General features: G+C 70.0%; 20 protein-coding genes. 9 read left to right on the top strand and 11 right to left on the bottom strand.

The genetic code is table 11. From position 1 onward, the window contains the following. Window positions 1-67: 67 nt before the first annotated feature. The gene (locus tag C2865_RS19135; RefSeq protein WP_106399840.1) at window positions 68-937 is read left to right on the top strand and encodes a LysR family transcriptional regulator; all 870 of its coding nucleotides are present in this window, start codon (window positions 68-70) and stop codon (window positions 935-937) included. A 188-nt stretch (window positions 938-1,125) separates the two neighbouring features. Here C2865_RS19135 and gdhA read toward each other — a convergent pair whose 3' ends face one another. Next, on the bottom strand, window positions 1,126-2,466 hold the full coding sequence (gdhA, locus tag C2865_RS19130) for an NADP-specific glutamate dehydrogenase (RefSeq protein WP_198653425.1): 1,341 nt from the start codon (window positions 2,464-2,466) through the stop codon (window positions 1,126-1,128). A gap of 244 nt (window positions 2,467-2,710) precedes the next feature. Here gdhA and C2865_RS19125 point away from each other — a divergent pair, with 244 nt between their 5' ends. From C2865_RS19125 to C2865_RS40085, 3 genes are read left to right on the top strand one after another with little or no spacing between them, the layout of a single operon-like run. After that, window positions 2,711-3,556 carry a peptidoglycan-binding domain-containing protein gene (locus tag C2865_RS19125; RefSeq protein ID WP_106399838.1) on the top strand — a complete coding sequence of 282 codons (846 nt, stop codon included), beginning with the start codon at window positions 2,711-2,713 and terminating at the stop codon, window positions 3,554-3,556. Window positions 3,557-3,597: 41 nt separating this feature from the next. Then, window positions 3,598-4,485 (top strand): peptidase inhibitor family I36 protein, encoded by an 888-nt coding sequence (locus C2865_RS19120; RefSeq protein WP_106399837.1) that lies wholly within the window; start codon window positions 3,598-3,600, stop codon window positions 4,483-4,485. 33 nt (window positions 4,486-4,518) lie between these two features. Beyond that, window positions 4,519-5,460, top strand: a complete 942-nt coding sequence (locus C2865_RS40085; protein WP_198653424.1) for a SpoIID/LytB domain-containing protein — start codon at window positions 4,519-4,521, stop codon at window positions 5,458-5,460. Between the two features lie 72 nt (window positions 5,461-5,532). Here the strand turns inward: C2865_RS40085 and C2865_RS19105 are convergent, their stop codons facing one another. Both C2865_RS19105 and C2865_RS41460 read right to left on the bottom strand, forming a co-directional pair. After that, window positions 5,533-6,516, bottom strand: coding sequence for an NBR1-Ig-like domain-containing protein (locus tag C2865_RS19105; protein ID WP_232835722.1), 984 nt, complete (start codon window positions 6,514-6,516; stop codon window positions 5,533-5,535). 323 nt (window positions 6,517-6,839) lie between these two features. Beyond that, the gene (locus tag C2865_RS41460; RefSeq protein ID WP_106399835.1) at window positions 6,840-7,460 is read right to left on the bottom strand and encodes a DUF305 domain-containing protein; all 621 of its coding nucleotides are present in this window, start codon (window positions 7,458-7,460) and stop codon (window positions 6,840-6,842) included. 171 nt (window positions 7,461-7,631) lie between these two features. Here C2865_RS41460 and C2865_RS19095 point away from each other — a divergent pair, with 171 nt between their 5' ends. The 3 genes from C2865_RS19095 to C2865_RS19085 all read left to right on the top strand — a co-directional run bounded on the left by C2865_RS19095 (window position 7,632) and on the right by C2865_RS19085 (window position 11,678). Further along, complete coding sequence (locus C2865_RS19095; protein WP_106399834.1) at window positions 7,632-9,056, top strand: LVIVD repeat-containing protein; 1,425 nt, start codon at window positions 7,632-7,634, stop codon at window positions 9,054-9,056. Between the two features lie 162 nt (window positions 9,057-9,218). Then, window positions 9,219-11,033, top strand: coding sequence for an ABC transporter ATP-binding protein (locus C2865_RS19090; RefSeq protein ID WP_198653423.1), 1,815 nt, complete (start codon window positions 9,219-9,221; stop codon window positions 11,031-11,033). Between the two features lie 36 nt (window positions 11,034-11,069). Continuing rightward, the gene (locus C2865_RS19085) at window positions 11,070-11,678 is read left to right on the top strand and encodes a phosphoribosylanthranilate isomerase (RefSeq protein WP_106399833.1); all 609 of its coding nucleotides are present in this window, start codon (window positions 11,070-11,072) and stop codon (window positions 11,676-11,678) included. 16 nt (window positions 11,679-11,694) lie between these two features. Here C2865_RS19085 and C2865_RS19080 read toward each other — a convergent pair whose 3' ends face one another. The 3 genes from C2865_RS19080 to C2865_RS19070 form a co-directional block, all read right to left on the bottom strand. Next, window positions 11,695-13,428 (bottom strand): class I adenylate-forming enzyme family protein, encoded by a 1,734-nt coding sequence (locus tag C2865_RS19080; RefSeq protein WP_106399832.1) that lies wholly within the window; start codon window positions 13,426-13,428, stop codon window positions 11,695-11,697. Window positions 13,429-13,570: 142 nt separating this feature from the next. Continuing rightward, window positions 13,571-14,851 (bottom strand): acyl-CoA dehydrogenase family protein, encoded by a 1,281-nt coding sequence (locus C2865_RS19075; protein ID WP_106399831.1) that lies wholly within the window; start codon window positions 14,849-14,851, stop codon window positions 13,571-13,573. Window positions 14,852-14,892: 41 nt separating this feature from the next. Continuing rightward, on the bottom strand, window positions 14,893-15,510 hold the full coding sequence (locus C2865_RS19070) for a helix-turn-helix domain-containing protein (RefSeq protein ID WP_106399830.1): 618 nt from the start codon (window positions 15,508-15,510) through the stop codon (window positions 14,893-14,895). Window positions 15,511-15,654: 144 nt separating this feature from the next. Between C2865_RS19070 and C2865_RS19065 the strand changes: the two genes are divergently transcribed. After that, window positions 15,655-16,257, top strand: coding sequence for an NUDIX hydrolase (locus C2865_RS19065; protein ID WP_232835699.1), 603 nt, complete (start codon window positions 15,655-15,657; stop codon window positions 16,255-16,257). Window positions 16,258-16,345: 88 nt separating this feature from the next. Here the strand turns inward: C2865_RS19065 and C2865_RS39485 are convergent, their stop codons facing one another. Continuing rightward, complete coding sequence (locus tag C2865_RS39485) at window positions 16,346-16,576, bottom strand: EF-hand domain-containing protein (protein ID WP_157963802.1); 231 nt, start codon at window positions 16,574-16,576, stop codon at window positions 16,346-16,348. 97 nt (window positions 16,577-16,673) lie between these two features. Then, window positions 16,674-17,537 carry an alpha/beta hydrolase gene (locus C2865_RS19055; RefSeq protein ID WP_106399827.1) on the bottom strand — a complete coding sequence of 288 codons (864 nt, stop codon included), beginning with the start codon at window positions 17,535-17,537 and terminating at the stop codon, window positions 16,674-16,676. 140 nt (window positions 17,538-17,677) lie between these two features. Between C2865_RS19055 and C2865_RS19050 the strand changes: the two genes are divergently transcribed. Next, window positions 17,678-18,019: a winged helix-turn-helix transcriptional regulator gene (locus C2865_RS19050; RefSeq protein ID WP_106399826.1), complete on the top strand. Its 342-nt coding sequence runs from the start codon at window positions 17,678-17,680 to the stop codon at window positions 18,017-18,019. Between the two features lie 39 nt (window positions 18,020-18,058). Here C2865_RS19050 and C2865_RS19045 read toward each other — a convergent pair whose 3' ends face one another. The 3 genes from C2865_RS19045 to C2865_RS19035 are packed head-to-tail and all read right to left on the bottom strand — an operon-like array spanning window position 18,059 to window position 20,370. Next, window positions 18,059-18,739: a hypothetical protein gene (locus C2865_RS19045; RefSeq protein ID WP_157963801.1), complete on the bottom strand. Its 681-nt coding sequence runs from the start codon at window positions 18,737-18,739 to the stop codon at window positions 18,059-18,061. Continuing rightward, window positions 18,736-18,951, bottom strand: a complete 216-nt coding sequence (locus C2865_RS41455) for a matrixin family metalloprotease (RefSeq protein WP_106399824.1) — start codon at window positions 18,949-18,951, stop codon at window positions 18,736-18,738. The genes C2865_RS19045 and C2865_RS41455 overlap by 4 nt, the downstream gene beginning before the upstream one ends. An 18-nt stretch (window positions 18,952-18,969) precedes the next feature. After that, the gene (locus tag C2865_RS19035) at window positions 18,970-20,370 is read right to left on the bottom strand and encodes a sugar porter family MFS transporter (protein WP_106399823.1); all 1,401 of its coding nucleotides are present in this window, start codon (window positions 20,368-20,370) and stop codon (window positions 18,970-18,972) included. Between the last annotated feature and the right edge of the window lie 135 nt (window positions 20,371-20,505).

The raw sequence follows: 20,505 nt of genomic DNA, 5'->3' as shown, positions 1-20,505 counted from the left end.
GGATCCAGTCTGGACGGCCGCAGTCGATTAATCCAACCGATCGAATTGATCGCTAGAATCGAAAAACATGATGGATACCCTCAAACTCGAGGCGTTCGTCGCGGTGGCCGAGGAGGAGTCCTTCGGTATCGCCGCCGCCCGGCTCCGCGTGGCGCAGTCGACCGTCAGCTCGAGGATCAAGGAGCTCGAGTCCTTCCTGGGGCAGCGGCTGTTCGCCCGGACGAGCCGCCAGGTCCGGCTCTCGCCCGCCGGCGAGGCGGCGCTGCCGAAGGCCCGTGCGGCGCTGGCCGCGCTGGACGGCGTGCGCCAGGCCGTGGACGACGTCGCGGGGATCCGCCGCGGAAGGGTGCGGCTGGGGCTGGTGGCAGGTGCCGACATCCTCGAGCTGGGCGAGGTCCTCGCCGCGTTCGCGGCCGAGTTCCCCGGCGTGGAGCTCGTCGTCACCTCCGCCTCGTCCTCCGACCTGGAGCAGGCGGTGTCCGCCGGGACACTGGACATCGCCATCGTGGTGCGCACGGGTCAGACGCCGCTGCGGTGGAGGGAGCTGATGCGCGATCCGCTCACGGTGGTCGGTCTGCCGCCCGCGACCGCCTCCGTCCCGATCACCGACCTGCGCACCCGGCCGCTGGTCGTCCTCGACGCCGGTGCCGGCTCGCGCAACGCCCTCGAATCCGCCGCGCGGCGGGCCGGCGTCCACCTCGAGATCGCCGTCCAGGTCTCGACGCCCGGCATGGCGTGGGACCTCTACTCCCGCGGCATGGGCCTGCTGGTCGTCCCCCGCAGCCTCGCCCCGGACGGCGGTTCCGTGGTCCTCGACGCCGAAGGCACCGAGACGAGCGTGCGCGTCGGCCTGATCAGCCACCCCGACGTACGCACCCCCGCCACCGAACTCCTCCTGGAACGGCTCGCGGCACGCATGAGCCCGACCACCCCGTGAAGGCGGCCCTCCGGCATCCGGTCACCGCAGCCGGACCCGCGGTGAGAACGAACCGCGGGTCCGCGACCTCCAGGCCGGGTTCGGCGTTCTCGTCCTCGGCCCGCACCGGCTCGCCGCCCCGCTCCCGGCGGGGAGCATCGCGGTGCAGCGGGGCGGGCTGGTTTCGGGCGCGGAGGGCGGGTGGTGGTTCAGATCACGCCGAGGGAGAGCATCGCGTCGGCGACCCTGCGGAAGCCGTCGATGTTGGCGCTGGCCACGTAGTTGCCCGGCATGCCGTACTCGTCGGCGGTCTGGAGGCAGCGGGCGTGGATGTCCTGCATGATCTCCTGGAGGCGGCGCTCGGAATGTTCGAAGGTCCAGGAGTCGCGGCTGGCGTTCTGCTGCATCTCCAGGGCGCTGGTCGCCACGCCGCCGGCGTTGGCCGCCTTGCCGGGGGCGAACGCGACGTTCGCCTCCAGGAAGGTCTTGATGCCCTCGGGCGTGGTCGGCATGTTGGCGCCCTCACCCACCGCGACGCAGCCGTTGGCCACCAGGAAGGCGGCGTCGCTGCCGGTGATCTCGTTCTGGGTGGCGGACGGCATCGCCACCTCGCAGGGCACCTCCCAGACGCTGCGGCCGGGGACGAAGACGGCCTGGCCGCCGCGGCGTGCCGCGTACACCTCCAGCCGGGCGCGTTCTACCTGCTTGACCTGCTTGAGCAGGTTCAGGTCGATGCCCTTCTCGTCGAGCACGTAACCGGAGGAGTCGGAGCAGGCCACGACGACGCCGCCGAGCTGCTGGACCTTCTCGACGGTGTAGATGGCCACGTTGCCGGAGCCGGAGACCACGACCCGCTTGCCGTCGAACGACGTGCCGCGGGCCTTCAGCATCTCCTCGACGAAGAACGTGCAGCCGTAGCCGGTGGCCTCCGTGCGCACCTGGGCGCCGCCGTACACGAGTCCCTTGCCGGTGATCACGCCGGATTCGTAGCGGTTCGTAATGCGCTTGTACTGGCCGAACAGGTAGCCGATCTCCCGGCCGCCGACGCCGACGTCACCGGCGGGGACGTCGGTGTACTCGCCGATGTGCCGGTAGAGCTCGGTCATGAAGCTCTGGCAGAAGTTCATGACCTCGCGGTCGGAGCGGCCCTTGGGGTCGAAGTCGGAGCCGCCCTTGCCGCCGCCGATGGGCAGACCCGTCAGGCTGTTCTTGAAGATCTGCTCGAAGCCCAGGAACTTCACGATGCCCAGGTAGACCGACGGGTGGAACCGGAGCCCGCCCTTGTACGGCCCAAGCGCGCTGTTGAACTCCACGCGGAAGCCGCGGTTGATCTGCACCTCGCCCTGGTCGTCCACCCACGGCACCCGGAAGATGATCTGGCGTTCGGGTTCGCAGATACGCTCAATGATCTTGCTCTCGGCGTACTCCGGATGTTTACCGAGAACCGGGCCGATGCTGTCGAGCACCTCGCGCACCGCCTGGTGGAACTCGATCTCGCCAGGGTTGCGGCGCAGGACGCTCTCGTAGATCGACGCCAGTTTCTCGTGCAAAACGTACTCTCCCAGGTCGTGATGTAGCTCCTAACTTTACGGGCAGTACATGGCGAACCAGACGCGCCCTCCCGTTTCCATGGGGGAAACATTGAGGTCAGCGCGCTCCCCTGACGGCGCGTACGGCTGTAAGGGACGCCGTCAGATGAGCTGACAACACCGATCTTCTTGTGGAACCGAGTGCGTTCCGTGACCGTGAAGCTGCCGCGGACGAAGCGCCCCGGCACTCGCGACAGGAGGAACGATGAAGCTGCCCTCACGCGCCGCCGCCCTCGCGGTGGCCGTCCTGATCGGCTCCGCGGCCGGGGTGTGCCGGGCGCCGGCGGCGCAGGCGGCCGTCAAGGTCCTTCCGAACGTGGACATGGAGGCCACCGTCAAGGCGGCCCAGATCGACCCGCGGCGGGCCGACAGCACGCTGACCCCGGGCGCCAGGGACAGCGTGCTCCTCGTCGAGCAGGCGTTGCGCGACCGCGGCCTCCTCGACGCGCAGTGGGTGGACGGCTACTTCGGCACCACGACGATCGCCGCCTACGCGAAGTACCAGAAGTCGCTCGGCTACACGGGTCTCGACGCCAACGGCCTTCCGGGCAGGACATCGCTCACCGGGCTCGGCACGGACCGCTTCAAGGTCACGCGGGTCATCACCCCGGGCCCCCGGGTCCCCACCGACGAGGGCTTCGTCGTCAACGCCCGCACGCAGGGCATGCTGGCCGAGGCGGAGCGGCTGCTCGGCCACGGGCTCGTGCTGGAGCAGGGCTCGTACAACCCCGGCGGCGACCCCACATCCGCGGGCACCCACGACGGCGGCGGCGTCGTCGACATCTCGGTCCAGGGGATGACCTCCGCCGCCCGCACCGCGGCCGCCCGCGCGCTGCGCCGCGTCGGCTTCGCGGCATGGGTGCGCAGCCCCGCGCAGGGCGACTGGCCCTGGCACATCCACGCCGTCGCCCTCAGCGACACCGACCTCTCCAGCCAGGCCCAGCACCAGGCGGGCGACTACTACCTCGGACTGAACGGGCTCTCCGGCCGCGGCCCGGACGACGGCCCGAAGGTGACCATCCGTACCTGGGAGGAGTACCAGCGTCTCTGATCCCGTCCGCGACCCCCATCTGCAGACAGAAGGAGAACGGCATGCGAACGCTCAACAGGATCTTCACCGCTGCGGCCGCCACGTTGGCGCTCGGCGGATCGGTCATCGCCACCGCGACGCCCGCCTCGGCGGCCGCCCGCGACGGCGTCTGCGACAGCGGCGAGTTCTGCTACTACTACAACAGCAACCACGCCGGATCCCTCTCCGACTTCACCGGCTCCCTCGGCGACTACGGCACGGAGCAGCCTTCCTGCTACGAGTTCAAGAGCGCCGGGTCCGGCCAGGGCCTGTGCATCAAGAACGAGGCCGCCTCGGCCTGGAACCGCAGCAGCGTGACCGTCCGCGTGTACTACAACAGCGGCTACGCGGGCAGCTACCAGGACCTCGCCCCCGGCGCCAAGGTCAACCTCAACGCCACCCTCAAGAACCAGAACGCCTCGCACGAGTTCAACCCGTCGACGCGCACCGACCTGTCGGACGCGCTCTACTCGGGCGGCGGCGGCAGGGTCACCTGCTACTTCGACCAGTACACCACCACCCCCGGCCGGCATGAGGGCATCGACTTCGCCAAGGCCGTGGGCGCGGACGTCCGCGCCCTGGTGAGCGGCCAGGTCATCTACATCGCGCGCGGAGCCAACGGCAGCGGCGGACTCTCCACGATCTCCATCTACAACTCCTCGCTGAACAAGTCGATCATCTACCTGCACACCGCTCCGCGGTCCTCCCTGGCCGTGGGCCAGCAGATCAGCCGCGGCCAGGTCATCGCCGACGAGGCGTGGCGCGGGGTCTCGTCCAGCTCGGGCGCGCACACCCACGTCGAGATGCGCTTCGGAAGGCAGACCCATGCCTCCAAGAGCGTCAACGACCCGGTCCTGGACAACCCGAACCCCAACTCGTTCTGGCAGAGCCAGGGCTACAACGTCCGCTAGCACCACGGCCGCACGAGAAGGGAAAGGCCTCCTGTGTCCTCACGCATCACACGGCTGATCTCGCGGCTCACCGCTGCGGCCGCCGCGATCGTCCTCGGTGGAACGGTCATCGCCACCGCGACGCCCGCCTCGGCGGCCGCCCGCGACGGCGTCTGCGACAGCGGCGAGTTCTGCTACTACTACAACAGCAACCACACCGGGTCTCTCTCCGACTTCACCGGCTCCCTCGATGACTACGGCACGGAGCAGCCCTCGTGCTACGAGTTCAAGAGCGCCGGGGCCGGCCAGGGCCTGTGCATCAAGAACGAAGCCGCCTCCGCCTGGAACCGCAGCAGCACCACAGTCCGCGTCCACTACAACAGCGGCTACGCGGGCAGCTACCAGGACCTCGCCCCCGGCGCCAAGGTCAACCTCAACGCCACCCTCAAGAACCAGAACGCCTCGCACCGCTTCCTGGCCTCCGGGCCGACCGGGTGCACGACCGACGGCACGCACAGCAGGCTGCCCACGACGATCCTCGTCCACCGGGTGTCCCTGGGCCGCGTGGACAGGGTCGACTTCAAGACCTACGTCAAGAACGTCCTCCCCAACGAGTGGGTGCCGAGCTGGCCGGCGGAGTCCCTCAAGGCCGGTGCGATGGCCGTCAAGAGCTTCGGCTGGCACTGGGCGCTGACCTCGACGCGCAAGACGTCGTGGGGCGAGTGCTACGACGTCAGGGACGACACGGCCAGCCAGGTGTACAGGCCCGGCTCCGCGACGGCCGCGACGAGCGCCGCGGTGGACGCGACGTGGAACACCCGCATGACCCGTGACGGAAAGATCCTGCAAGCCCACTACTGCGCGACGACGACGGCGTGCGGCGCGTGGGTCAGCGGGGACTGGATGTCGCAGTACGGCTCCCGCGACAAGGCCAACGCGGGCCAGAACCACCTGACCATCCTCAAGGCCTACTACACGCGGATCGTTCTCTCCTGAACCCCGTCCCTCTCCGGGTTCCCCGCCGTGTCGCGCACGGCGGGGAACCGCCGTTCAGCGACGCAGGCGGGCTCAATTCCTGACATGCACCACGAAGAAGATAGGCCGGGCCCCCGGCAGGAACGGAATGCCCTCGCCATCGACCATCTTCCAGCCGACCCAGCACGATCCGGGTGTACTCGGAGCCGTCGCAGGCACGCTCACCCGCACTTTCTCGCCCGGCTTCGTAACGGGAACGGGCACCTTCGCCGGTGTTTCACAGGTTCCATTGTCCGCCGGGTAAGCGCCGCGGGCCAGAAAGCGGCCGCGCCATGTGACGGTGCCCGCGTTGAGGATCTCCCAGGTCTTCACGAACCGTTCGCCCGGACTCACCACGGTGCCGTCGGGAATGGTGACGTCGGCGAGGAACTGGCTTATGTCGCCGGGAATTCTGGGCTCGGTCGGCGTCTGGGACGGTGCTGCGGGCGTCCGGGGCGGGGATTCGGGCCGACGCTCGACGGCTACCGCTGTTCCGACGGCGACGGCCGCTGTCGCGAGCACGGCCGCGGCCGGGACGGCCAGACGGCGCCGTCTTCGGTTCCCCGGCACGGGAAGGGCGGGTTCCACATCGCTCACGATCTCATCGGGCGGCGGGGGCGGCGAGGCCGCGGGCGCCGAGGCCTCGCCTGCGGGCGGGGGCGTCCGGGACTCGCCGGCGGCGCGCGCGCCGTGGTGTTCCGCCTCGCCCGCGGAGGAGAAGGCGAGCTCGCCGGGAGGGCCGGCCGCCGGGACGCCCGCGCGCTCCTCGGGGCTCCAGGCCCTCGTCGATCTGACCGGCAGGTTCGCCCGTTCCCAGCGTTCGCGGTACGCGGCAGGGTCGGCGCCGCAGGCCTTGACGAACTCGACGGTGGTCTCCCAGCTCGGAAGCCGGTTGCCCTTCGTGGCCTCGTGCAATGTCGTGTGGGAGATCGCCCCTGACCGGCCGGACATTTCCCGAAAAGATGGATTGCCGACCGAGTCGCGCAATTCCCGAAGAGCCGCCGCGAAGTCCTTGATCGTCTCCGCCCGTGCACGCATAGGGTCCACAGGGCGAAGCTAACAGCGCCCACACGCTCCACTCAAGTACACAACGGAAACGACAGACAAAGCCCAGCAAACTGCTGTCACCGCCCCAAATCCGGATCTTCCGCAGCCAAGCGTCCCGCGGCCGCCGACCGGCTGGACGCGGCGCGCGAACGGCCCGTGAAGATCGCCGTGAGCCCGATGGGCGCACGAAAAGCCACCCGCCGTCCGGATTCCCGAAACCTGGACCGGAAACACCCCCGGCGGGCACAGAACGGGCACAGAAGACGACCGCCTCGCGCAGCGGCGTGTTCCTCAGGACGGGCCGGTCGGGGCCGTCAGAGCAGGGCGCGCATGCGGTTGATCTCGGCCTGCTGGGTGGCCACGACGTCCTTGGCCAGCTGGAGTGCGGTGGTGTCGGTGCCGTCGGCCAGGACGGTGTCCGCCATCTCCAGGGCGCCCTCGTGGTGCTTGATCATGAGGGTGAGGTAGAGCCGGTCGAAGGTCGTGGAGGTGGACGACTCGAGGTCCTCCAGCTCGGCGGGGGTGATCATGCCGGGCATGGAGTGGTGGTCGTGGCCGGTGGCGGGGAGCTTCTCGTTGCGGCGGAGCCAGTCGCGCATCAGGGTGATCTCGCCGGCCTGGGCGGCGCTGATACGGGAGGCGAGGGACTTCACGCGGGGGTCGGCGGCCCGGGTGGGGGCCAGCTCGGACATCACGACCGCCTGGCCGTGGTGGACGACCATCATGCGCATGAAAGTGACGTCGGCTTCGGCGGGTTCGGGCACGGCCGTGGGGCCGGCGGTGACGGTGGCGTTCGGCTCGCCGGGGTGGCCGGGGGCCAGCATGGTCGCGGTGGGGCCCTCGACCGGGGCGTCGCCGTCGCTGCAGGCGGTGAGCAGCCAGGCCGCCAGCACCACGAGGGCCAGGGCGCGGAGACCGGGTTCAGAGACGCTCATGTGAAGCACTCCCCTTCGTCCTTCGACGACGTGAAGGTACCTTCCGCGCGCCTCGGACAGGGCTGCCGAATCGTACCAACATCGTTACAACGTTGTAAGGACTCCCCCGAAAGCGAAAAAGCGGGCGATACTCACGGCGATCGATCAGTGTCCCTCGAAGGAGATCCCTGTATGGCCTCCAGAGTCACGCACAGACCGACAGCCCGCATCCTGACCGCCGTGCTCGCCTCGTTCGCCCTCGTCCTCGGCGCCGTCTCCGCGTCCGCCGCCCCGTCCATCCCGGGCGTCGACGAGATCGTGTCGAGCCCCAACCTCAAGCAGATCGCGAACATCCCCAAGCAGGGGCCGTTCGCCTCGGTCAACGCCCTGAACTCCGACCTCGCCTTCAAGGGCGACCTGGCGTTCGCCGGCAACTACAACGGCTTCACGGTGTACGACATCAGCAGACCGGCCAAGCCCAAGGTCGTCAGCCAGGTGCTCTGCCCCGGATCGCAGAACGACATCTCCGTCAGCGGGAACCTGCTGTTCCTGTCGACGGACTCCTCCCGCAGCGACGACTCCTGCCAGAGCGCCGCCAAGCCGGTCACCGATCCGACCGCCTGGGAGGGCATCAAGATCTTCGACATCAGCGACCCGGCGAACCCCCGCTACGTCAAGGCGGTCGAGACCAAGTGCGGGTCGCACACCCACACCCTGGTGCCGGCCCAGAGCAAGCGGACCGTCTACCTGTACGTCTCGTCCTACCTGCTCGGCGAGTCGAGCGTGGGGCCGGACTGCTCCTACCCGCACGACAAGATCTCCGTGATCAAGGTGCCGGTGAGAACGCCGGACAAGGCGTCGCTGGTCGCCGAGCCCGTCCTGTTCAGCGACGGCGGCAACCCCGGGGACGGCCTGCCCTACCCCGAGGACACCGCCCAGACCACCGGCTGCCACGACCTCACCGTCTACGCGGAGAAGAACCTGATGGCCGGGGCCTGCATGGGCGACGGCGCGCTGTTCGACATCTCCGACCGGGAGGATCCGCGCCTGATCACCGCGGTCCGCGACGACGCCAACTTCTCGTTCTGGCACTCCGCCACCTTCAACAACAAGGCCGACAAGGTCGTCTTCACCGACGAGCTCGGCGGCGGCGGCACGGCGACCTGCAACGCGGCCATCGGCCCCGAGAAGGGCGCCAACGCCGTCTACGACATCGTCGGCAAGGGAGACCGCCGCAAGCTGGTCTTCCGCAGCTACTTCAAGATCCCGCGCGCGAACGCCGACACCGAGAACTGCGTCGCGCACAACGGCAACCTGCTCCCCGTCAGGGGCAAGGACATCATGGTCCAGGCCTGGTACCAGGGCGGGATCTCGGTCTGGGACTTCACCGACTCGCGCAAGCCGAAGGAGATCGCGTTCTTCGAGCGCGGTCCGCTGTCGGAGACGTCCCTGATCGTGGGCGGCTCGTGGTCGTCGTACTACTACAACGGCCACATCTTCTCCAACGACATCCAGAAGGGCTTCGACGTCCTCGACCTCACCGACCGGCGCACCGACCGCGCCAAGCGCCACACCTACCGGGAGATGAACCCGCAGACCCAGTTCGACCTGTTCTGACCCTCTGATCACCGCGGGGCGCCCGGCCCGTCCGGACGCCCCGCGACCCTTTCCCCGCCGGATAGAGCTGTGTCTCGCAGCCCGCTGTTCGGCCTTCGACGAGTCGACCGGGACGGCGGGGCCGGGGCAGCATGGGGGCTGCGGCTGCTGCGGGGAGGGCGGATGGAAGAGTCCGGGGAATCCGGATCCGTGCGGAAGCGGGCGATGCTGCTGGTGGTGCGCCGGTATCTCGGGGAGATGAGGCGCCAGTGGAAGGTGACGCTGCCCGCGCTGATGCTTCCGGCCCTGGGCAACGTCTGCCTGTTCTACCTGGCCCCGCTGTTCGTGGGGGCGCTCGTGGGACGGCTGGCCGAGGGCCGCGGGGGCACGGCGGGCGAACTGCTGCCGTACGTGCTCGGCTTCGGCGGGATGCTGCTCGCCGGGGAGGTGCTGTGGCGGGGCGGGCTGCACTTCCTCAACCGGACCTGCGCCCGGGGCATCGAGCGGCTCGGCGTGCAGGGAATGGACGCGCTGCTGGTCAAGGACACGGCGTTCTTCCAGAACTCCTTCGCCGGGTCGCTGACCAAGCGGGTCCTGGGGTACTGCGGAGGTTTCGAGTCCTTCGCCGACACCCTCACCTTCTCGATCATGGCCAGAGTGATCCCGGTGCTGTTCGCCTCGGTGGTGCTGTGGTTCTACGATCCGGTGCTGGTCCTGGCGCTCGTGGGCCTCATCGTGGTCACCGGGCTGGTGGCGACGCCGTTCATCCGGCGGCGGCAGGCGCTGGTGAACGCCCGGGAGGCCGCGAAGGTCCGGGTGTCGGGGCATGTCGCGGACGTCCTGACCAACATGGAGTCCGTGCGGGCGTTCGCGGCCGAGGAGAGGGAGGCCGCCGAGTACCGGGAGAGGCTGGCCGAGCAGAGCCGGCTCGCGCTGCGCGCCTGGGACTACGGGAACCTGCGGGTCGACGCCGTCGTCGCCCCGATGTCGGTCCTCACCAGCGCGGTGGGGCTGCTGCTGGCGGCGGCGCTGCGCGGGGGGCTCGGCGCCGAGGCCATCGTGGTGACGTTCGCGTACTACTCGAACGCGACGCGGATCATGTTCGAGTTCAACCAGGTGTACCGGCGCCTGGAGAGCACCCTGACCGAGGCAGCCCAGTTCACCGAGCTGCTGCTGGAGCCGCCCACCGTCGTCGACCAGGATGATCCCCAGCCGCTGCGGCCGGCCGACGCGGCGGTCCGCTTCGAACGGGTCCGCTTCTCGCACGGCGGCGCCTCCCCCCTGTTCGACGGGCTCGACATGGACATCGCCAGCGGGTCGAAGGTCGGGCTCGTGGGCCGTTCGGGCGGCGGCAAGAGCACCCTGACCCGGCTGCTGCTGCGCCTCATGGACGTCGACGGAGGCCGCATCCTCATCGGCGGCCAGGACATCGCGCGGCTCCGCCAGCGGGACCTGCGCAGCCTGATCTCCTACGTCCCGCAGGAGCCGGCGATGTTCCACCGGTCGGTCCGGGACAACATCGCCTTCGCCCGGCCGGGCGCCACCGACGCCGAGGTGCTGCGGGCCGCGCGGGCGGCGCACGTCACCGAGTTCACCGAGGACCTGCCCGCCGGATGGGACACGCTGGTCGGGGAGCGCGGCGTCAAGCTCTCGGGCGGGCAGCGGCAGCGGGTCGCGCTCGCCCGCGCCATCCTGCGGGACGCCCCCATCCTGCTGCTCGACGAGGCGACGAGCGCCCTGGACTCCGAGAGCGAGGTCCTCGTCCAGGAGGCGCTGTGGCGCCTGATGCAGGACCGGACCGCCCTGGTCGTCGCGCACCGCCTGAGCACCGTGGTCCGCATGGACCACCTGGTGGTCCTCGACCGGGGGCGCATCGTCGAGCAGGGCTCGCACCGCGAACTCCTCGAGACCCGCGGCCCTTACTCCCGCCTCTGGCACCACCAGTCCGGCGGTTTCCTCACCGAGGACGACGACTCCACGGCGCGGGCCGGGAGGTAATTGGCGTTCGCGGGGCGATGAGGGAACGATGGCGGTATGGAGAAGTTGTTCGTCAAGGTGTGCGGGCTGCGCCTGGAACGTGACGTGGACACCGCGGTCGAGGCCGGGGCGGACGCCATCGGGTTCGTCTTCGCCGAGAGCCCCCGGCGCGTCGACGCCGAGGCGGCGGCGAGGCTGGCGCGCCGGGTGCCCGAGAACGTGCTCACCGTGGGGGTGTTCCGCGACCAGCCCGCGGACGAGGTTCGGCGGCTGGCCGACCTCGCCGGGGTCCGCGGGATCCAGCTCCACGGAAGCGAAGGCCCGGACCACTACGCCGCGCTCCGGCGCGACGGGCTGACGCTGATCCGTGCGACCTCCTACCGGGAGGGCTCGCCGCGTCACGGCGGGTTCGGCGAGGACCTTCTCCTGCTCGACGCGCCCGTCCCCGGTTCCGGCTCCACCTGGGACTGGACGGTGAAGGGCCTCACCGAGCCCGGCGAACGCTGGCTCCTCGCCGGAGGCCTGTCCCCCCGGAACGTCCGGGAGGCCGTACGGTCCGCCCGTCCCTGGGGCGTCGACGTCTCCAGCGGGGTCGAGAGCAGCCGCGGCGTCAAGGACCCCGCCCTGATCACCGCGTTCGTCGAAGCCGCACGCTCGGCGCGTTGAGCCGTCGCGCGCCGGCTCAGCCGAGCAGGCTGTCGCGCAGCTCGCGCTTGAGCAGCTTGCCCGCGGGGTTGCGCGGCAGCTCGTCATCGACGAACCACACCTTCACCGGCACCTTGAACGCCGCCAGTCGTTCCCCGACGTGCCGGCGCAGCTCGTCCTCCGATGCCGGGGCGCCGTCCTTGAGGCGGATGACCGCGCCGACCTCCTCACCGAGCTCCCGGTGCGGGATCCCGATCACGGCCGCGTCGTACACCGCGGGGTGCTCGTACAGCGCGGCCTCGACCTCCGCGCAGTACACGTTCTCGCCGCCGCGGATCAGCATGTCCTTCGCGCGGTCGACGATGTACACCGAGCCTTCGCCGTCGAGGCGCGCGAGATCACCGGAGTGCAGCCAGCCGTCGGTGATCGCCGCCGCGGTCGCCTCGGGCTTGTTCCAGTACCCCTTCACGACGTTCGGCCCTCGGATCCAGAGCTCGCCGACCTCCCCGACCGGCAGCGCGCGGCCCTCGTGGTCGACGACCCGCACGTCGACCACCGGCACGGGCCTGCCGACGCTGTCCGGCTTGCGCAGGTAGTCGATCCCGGCGTTCATCGTCGTCAGCGATGACGTCTCCGTGAGCCCGTAACCGTTGCTCGGCACCCGCCCCGGCAGCAGTTCCTCGATCCGCCGCACCAGCTCCGGCGGTGCCGGCGCGCCGCCGTACCCGACGGAGGTGACGCTGGAGGTGTCGCGCCTGCCGAAGTCCGGTGACTGCAGAACCTGCCACACCACCGTCGGCACACCGCCGAACGTCGTCACCCGCTCGCGCTCGATCAGTTCCAGCGCGCGCTCCGGGTTCCACTTGCGCATCAGCACGAGCTTCCCGCCGATCGCGAGGTTCGCGACGAGAACCGAGTGGCAGCCGGTCGCGTGGAAGAACGGAACCGAAAGCAGGTACGACGGCCGCTGGGCGTCGGATGCGGAAGCACCCGTCGGTGTCCCCGATCGCAGTGCCGCGGCGGTCCGCGCGTACGCGAGCGAGAGGAGGTTGCCGCAGATGTTGCGGTGCGTGCCGAACACTCCCTTGGGTGCGCCGGTGGTGCCGGACGTGTAGAAGATCGTGGCGTCGTCCTCGGGCCCGAGGGTCACCGCGGGCAGCGTGACGCCGTCCGGTACGTCGCCGAGCACGTCCTCGTACCGCGCGACGCCCTCCGGGATCTCGCCTTCCGCGCGTGCGACGACCACCGCCGAGGCCTGCCCCGCGAGTTCGGGCGCGAGCCGGTCGAGCCGCTCTCCGTCGACGAACACGACCTTCGAGCCGGAATCGGTGAGCCCGTACACCAACTCCGGCGCGGTCCACCACGCGTTCAGCGGCACGACGACGGCGCCGACCGCGGCAGCGGCCCAGAACACCACCGACCACTCCGGGAAATTGCGCATCGCGATCGCGACACGGTCACCCTTGCGTATGCCGTAGTGCTCCACCAGCCGGTGCGCGAGCGTCGCGACCTGCCGGAAGTGCTCCTCGAACGTCGTCCGCTCGTCCTCGTACACGAGGAACGTCCTGTCACCGTGCAGCCGCGAGATCTCCAGCAGTTCCCGCAGGCTCGACGGCGCGTTCTTCCATACCCGCAGCCGCTCCCCGCGCACCTCCGCCTCGACGATCTCGAACATCTCCCCGGGGGCGGTGAGTGTCGCCTCCACCTCCGGCCACGACATCGCAGGCTCCGTCTCGAGCCTCAGCGACCCGTTGGAATCCGGCACCTTCATGCTTCCTCCTCGGGGCTCCGCAGCGAGCGGCACGGTTCCGGGATCCACCGGAGACCTTCAAGCACGCATACGTTCGAGGTTACGAGCGATGCGATCCCGGCGCCAGAGGGCGGCACGACCGTGAACGGTGATACTTCTGCGGCTATGAGCGGGTGGTGAAGAACCTCTTCCAGTTCTCCGCCGCCTCGGCGAGTTCAGGCCGGTCGGCGAAGACCGGCTGCATCCTCTCCCACGCCTGCTCCCGCTTGTAGGGAAGGAACTCGCGGGGGAAATGGCCCTCGTGGGGCTGGTAGCCCTTGAGCAGCCGGCGGGCGACCGTGGCCTTGTGCACCTCGTCGGCGCCGTCGGCCAGGCCCATCGTGGGCGCGGACGCGTACATGTCGTGGAGCGGGGTGAGGTCGGTGGTGCCGAGGGAGCCGTGGATGTGCAGGGCGTCGAAGGAGATCTCGCGCAGCACCCGCGCCATGGTGAACTTCACCCCGGCGATGTCGGTCCGTGCCTCCTTCGTCGAGGTCCGGTCGATCTTCCACGCGGTCTCCAGCACGTAGAGCCGCAACATCTTGAGCTTCACGTACGACTCGGCGATCTTCTCCTGCACCATCTGGTGCTCCGCGATGACCGACCCGTGCGACTCGCGCGACAGCGCCCGCTCGCACATCATGTCGAGGGCCAGCCTGCACTGGGCGATCGTGCGCATCGCGTGGTGGATGCGGCCGCCGCCCAGCCGGCGCTGGGCCAGCGTCCTGGCGCCGTCCTCGGGGCCGAGGAGGTGGTCGAGCGGCACCCGGACGTCCCGGTAGACGATGTGGTTGTGGTTGCGGGGCTCGGGCCGGATCTCGACGCCCGGCGTCCTGCGCGGCACCACGAACATTCCGTTCACGCACATCACGAAGAGGAGGTCGGCCACCCGCCCGGCCGAGGTGAACCACTTCTCACCGTTGATCACCCACTCGTCGCCGTCGCGCACGGCGCGGGTCCGGAACAGGCTCGGGTCGGACCCGCCCTGGGGCTCGGTCATCGAGTACGCCGAGAACATCTCCTGGTCGAGGAGCGGTTCGAGCCACCGCTTCTTCTGCTCCTCGGTGCCGTAGGCGGCGAGCATCTCGATGTTGCCGGTGTCGGGCGCGGCGGCGCCGAACAGCTGCGGCGCGGCCGGGTACCGGCCCAGGATCTCGTTGACCAGGGCCAGCTTCAGCTGGCCGAGGCCGGGGCCGCCGAGCTCCTCGTCGAGGAACAGCGCCCACAGCCCCTGGTCCTTGACCTCCTGCTGCAGTTCCCTGACGTAGGCCTTCACCGCCGGATCGGGCAGGCGGGCGGCGTGGGGGAACACGTGGTGCAGCGGCTCCACCTTCTCCTCGCAGAACCGCTGGATCCAGTCCAGCTTCTCCTGGAACTCCGGTTCGGTGTGGAAATCCCAGGCCATGGCAGCACTCCCGTGGTCACCTTAATGCGAGTGCATTGACCCTAACACCGCAGGAGCCGCCGCGTCTCGTCCGAGACGGGAGCGCCGAGCAGCGCCGTGACGAGGTCGGTGAGCTGGCTGGTGAAGAGCCGGTGGTCGCGCCGCCCCGTCCGGGCGCGGCGCGCCAGCTCCGAGGCCGCGAACCGCAGCGCGTCGAACCGGCGGTGCAGCCGGACGGCCTCGGGGCTCAGCAGCGGAAGCGCCAGGGCCCGCCAGCGCACGTAGCTCGACATCCGGTCCTCCATGGCGTCGAGGTCGAACTTCGGGTCGGGCTGGTTGTACAGGTCCGCGATCAGCTGGAGGTAGCCCGGCCCGCCGTCGGTCCCGAGCTCGGCGGCCAGGGGCTCGACCAGCGCGGCGGACAGCGCGCGGGGCCCGGGGGCGCCGCCCGCCTCGTAGGCGTCCAGCATCGCGTGCCGGCGGCGCTCGATGTGGACCTCGTGCTTGTCCAGCACCGCCCGCATGAGCCCTCTCCGGCCGCCGAAGTGGTACTGGATCGCGCTGGCGTTGGTGGAGCCGGCCGCGGCGTTGATCTCCCGCAGGCTGACGGCGTCGGAGCCGCGCTCGGCGAAGAGCCGCTCGGCCGCACTGATCAGGGCATCGGGCACCGCGTTGGACATGGCGACAGTTCTACTCCATGCGCGGCCGCCGTTCCCATGCCGTCCGCTCCCGGGCCGCCGGCGACCGGTGCTCCGGGCGCCCGTCGACGGCAGGATGGTGCGGGTGCATTAACTCCCGTGCCGGCGTGAAGGACAATGTCCCGCATGAGAGAGAGACGGCAACAGATCGCCCAGCGCCTGACGGAGTCCGGCCACGTCGAGATCGGCGACAGCCCCGGCATGCGCCGCGCCTCCGTCGTCGTCTGCGTCACCGAACAGGACGGAGAACCCTGCGTCCTGCTGATCCGCCGCGCCATGCGCGGCCGCAACCCCGGGCAGTGGGCCCTGCCCGGCGGCCGGAGGGAACCGGGAGAGACCGTCGAGCAGACCGCCCTGCGCGAACTCCACGAAGAACTCGGTGTCGCCCTCGCCCCGGCCGACGTCCTGGGACGCCTCGACGACTTCCCCGCCTTCTCCGGATTCGTCATCTCCCCGGTGGTCGCGGTCCCGGAAAGCCTCGGCCCGCTCGCGCCTAACCCCGACGAGGTCGGCTCGGTCCACCACATACCCCTGGCCCGTCTGGCCGCCGACGACGTCGTCCACTTCCTCGACACCCCGCAGGGCCCGCTCCTGCAGATGCGCCTCGGCCCCGGCACCACCATCCACGCCCCCACGGGCGCCATCCTCCTCCAGTTCCGCGAGAGCGTTCTCCTCGGCAACCCCCTGCGCGTGGCCGACCTTCTCCAGCCCGACTGGACCATCTCCTGAAGGCCCTTCTCCGCCCAGGGCGGCGGCGCGCTCGTAGGCCGGGCCGCAGCTCCGCCCCGGACCGGCCGGTGGAGACCCGGCCGGGCGGTCAGCCGAGTTCGGGGAGGTTCTGGGCCAGCGGGACGAACTCGGTCACGGACAGCCGTCCGTCGTGGTCGGTGTCGTACTCGGCGAACAGGGCGCGGACGATCCCCGACAGGTCGTTCAGTTCGGTCGTCGGGAACATGCCCGCGATCGCCGCAGCCACCTCGTCCGCGGTGAGCCGTCCGTCCCCGTCGGTGTCGTATCGGGCGAAGACCGCTCTGTACTGATCGGACATGATTCCCTTCCGCTGAAGCAACCGTGGCTCCCGATCGTAACCACTCGCGGAAGCGGCCACGAACCCCGAACGGGAGCGCTCGCATGCCGGGGAGCGTTCACGCCGCCGGGCGTTCGAGGACGCGGCGCAGGAAGGCCGAGGCGGCATCGATCGCGGTGGTGACGTGGGGTTCGACGTCGTAGAGGTCGATGTGTTCCCGGGTGTCCAACCAGTGGATCTCCTTGGGGCCGGGAGAGCGGGCGTGGAGGGCGCGGGCGAGGTCGGGAGAGCAGTAGGCGTCGGTGCGGCCGTGGACGACCAGGAGAGGGGTGGTGCCGAGGAGGTCGGCGGCGCTCAGGGCGTCGAAGGTCATCAGGGAATGGAGTGAGCCCCGGGTGACCTGGCCGTCCCAGTACGGGGAGGCCGAGCGGGACGTGCCGTAGTAGGCGTAGGGCTCGTCGCCGCCCATCGCCGCCTCTCCCCCGTCGGGCGCCACGGCGGGCAGGAACTCGTCGTAGCGATCGAGAAAACCGGCCAGGGCCGACCGGTAGCTCGCCACTCCCATCGCCTCGACGATGTGAGCGGGACTGTTGTAGGCGCCCGCGATGCCTGCGACGGCTTTGATCCGCGGATCGGAGGCCGCAGCGCGGACGGCGTATCCACCGCCCAGGCAGATGCCGACAACAGCGATTTCGGTGACATCGGGCCGGGCCGTCAGGACGTTCACGGCGTCGCGGAGGTCCTCCAGCTTGCCCTGGGTGTCCTCATGGCCGCGCCGTCCGCCGCTCTCGCCGAAACCGCGGTGGTCGAAGGCGAGCGTCGCGAAGCCCTCGGCCGTCAGGCGCTCGGCGTACAGCCCCACGACCTGCTCTTTCACGCCGGTGAACGGGCCGGTGAGGACGACGCCGGGCCAAGGGCCCGTTCCCGAAGGGAGGCGCAGGGCTCCTACGAGTCCGGCGGATCCGAAGACAAGGCGTTCCATCAGCGCTCCCCTGCGAGTTCGGCAGCGACTTCGGCCGGATGAACGCGGACTTTAAGATCTGTCATGAAAGGGACGCTAGACCGCCCGTTCCCAATCGAAAAGAAGGCACTTTCAAGTGCCCTTCAACGCGGGGAGATCTCATGTCACTGGTGATACCGGATGTTCTCGAGGAGACATGCTCCACGCGCCAAGCCCTGGAACGGTTGGGTTCGAAGTGGCGGATCCTGCTCATCTACGGGCTCCTGGCGGGGCCGCAACGCCATTCGGAGCTGCGCCGACGGATTCCCGGCATCACTCAGAAGATGCTGACGGAGACGTTGCGCGGTATGGAGACGGACGGCCTGGTGCGACGTGAAGTCCTCAAGGAGAGCACGCCACAACACATCGAATACTCCCTGACCGCTCTCGGCAAGACCCTCCAGGAGCCTTTGGCCGCAATCTGCACGTGGGCGACAGCGAACTTGAACCAGCCGACGCGCTGAGCCTTCTTCGGAACCCGCCGACCATGGGTGCGTGCGACCTCAGCCGGTCTTCTTGATCCTGGTGGCGAGTTCGCTGAGCTTGGTGGACTTCTCGCCCTCGGCCGCCGCACCGTCGGTACGGCCACGCGGGGAGCCGGCGTCGGAGTGGCGTTCGGCGAGCGGCGCGACGACACCGTCCGTGCCCTGAAGGTAGAGGCCCTGGGACGAGAGAACCCGGTAGAAGCCGCGTTCGGCGGGATCGACGGGCGGCGGGTCCGGCAGGTGCCGGGTCGGATCGCCCTTGCGGTGGAGGAACCAGATGGCCTTGCCCTCGGGGAAGGAAGTCCCTTCGGGCGCGCCGACGAACTCGATGACGAGTTCCCGGCGGTGCTCGGAGGGCAGTTCGCCCCAGAGGACTTCATCGATCTTCAGCCGGTAGGCGGAGAGCCGGACGACGTCGGACGGGACCTCGCCGACGATGTCACGACCCGGCTCCTCCCCCGCCACCGCGGCGATCATCACGGCGGTCGAGTCGCGGACGGCCCCCTTGAGGGTCTCGTGCAGATCCGCCTCGATCGCGCCCGAGACGCGGCAGCGGGAGAAGAACTCGATCGCGGCAGGACGCGGAACGTCCAGATCGGAGAGCACCGGCGACGCGGGCGCGGGCGCGGTCCGTACCGGAGTAGAGGACGCGCAGCTGGCAAGGGCCAGCACGAGGGCGACGGCGATGAGACTTCTCACGAGTAGTTCCCGTTGATCTCGGACCGTTCGGTCGACGTCAGGGTGGCGGAGTCGGCCGCGGCGGGAGCCTGGTACATGCAGGTGCCCTTGCTGGAATTGTGCCGCAACCCGACGGTATGGCCCAGCTCGTGGCAGGCGACTTTGCGCGCGTCGGCGGTGGTGGCCGGGGGCGTCCTCGGCGGGCGGCGTCGGCGACGCGTCCTGGGGGACAGGGCGGGCGGGGGGGTCGGCTAGGGGCGGCCGAAGCGGGTTCGGAGGTCGCTGTCGATGGCGGGGAAATCGCGGTCCTTGGTCTCGGGGACGAACCTGGCGGAGAACAGCAGGGCGAGTCCTGAGACGACGGCGAAGATCCAGAAGGTCTGGCCCTCGCCGATGGCCTGGACCACCGAGAGGAACACCAGGGTCACGGCGAAGTTCGACGTCCAGTTCACGGCCGTGGAGACGCCCGCTCCGACCGCGCTCGCCTGGGGCGGGAAGACCTCGCCGATCAGCGTCCAGAACACGGGTCCCACCCCGACCGCGTACCCGGAGATGTACATCACCATGAAGACCAGCGTCACCACCGGGTGCCAGCCGAGCACCAGGGAGAGGCCGAGCAGGCCCATGGTGGCCGTCATCACCGCGAAGGAGAAGAGCAGCAGGGCCCGGCGGCCGGCCCGGTCGATCAGCCGGAGTGCCACCAGGGTCGCCGCCAGGTTGATGACCCCGATGGCGATCGAGTAGAAGATGGCGTTGGAGGCGGTCAGCCCGGTCTGCTCGATGATGGTCGGCGCGTAGTAGATGATCGTGTTGATCCCGCCGAACTGCTGGGCGGCCGCCAGCACGAGCCCGACGACCAGGGCGGGCCTGACCGCCCGGTCCAGCAGGACGCCCCACCCCGTGCGCAGGTTCCGGTCCTGCCGGGTCTCCTCCCGCCGCTCCTCCTCGCGCAGCGCGACGACGCGCTCGACCGTCGCGCCGCCGCCGGGACGGCCGTGGAGGCGGCGCGGCCCGCCGGCCCCGCCGCGGGCGGCGAGCCAGGCCGGCGACTCGGGCAGGATCCACAGCGAGGAGGCGACCATCAGCAGCGCGGGGACCGCGCCGGCGCCGATCATCGCCCGCCAGTTCCCCGAGCCCGAGAACACCAGGTTGATCACGTAGGCGGCCAGGATGCCCACGGTGATCATGAGCTGGTTGAGGGAGAGCAGCCGGCCCCTGATCTCCTTCGGGGAGATCTCCGAGAGGTAGGGCGGCACCGTCGCCGAGGCCGCCCCCACGGCCAGGCCGAGCACCAGCCGGGCCGCCATCAGCGTCAGGTAGTCGGCGGACAGGACGGCGATCAGCGTTCCGGCGAGGAACACCAGGCCCTCCAGCCCGACGAGCCTCCTGCGGCCGATCCGGTCGGCGATCCGGCCGGCCGCCAGCGAGCCCGCCATCGCCCCCAGGACCAGCACGCTGACCACGCTGCCCTGCTCGAAGGCGTTCAGCCGGAACTCGGTCTTGATGAACAGCAGCGCGCCCGAGATGACACCGGTGTCGAACCCGAACAGGAAGCCGCCGACCGCGATCAGGACGGCCCAGAACCGGATCCTGCGCTCGTCCGCCGCCGGGACCTCCGGCGGCCCGTCCGGCGCCCCAGGGGCGTCCGCCATGTCGTGTCCTCTCCGGCGGGCCCGCCACCGGCCGCGGCCCCGCGCCCGTCCCGGCACCCAGGGTTCAACTACCCTGCGTGATCGTTCGAAAACAGCGGCCCCGTCCTTCACTAGAACGTGTTCTAGAAAAGTCTG

This window comes from Actinocorallia populi, from assembly GCF_002995495.1.
In the GTDB taxonomy this organism is placed as follows: Bacteria; Actinomycetota; Actinomycetes; order Streptosporangiales; family Streptosporangiaceae; genus Actinocorallia; species Actinocorallia populi.
This window is presented reverse-complemented; position numbering and strand designations above follow the sequence as displayed.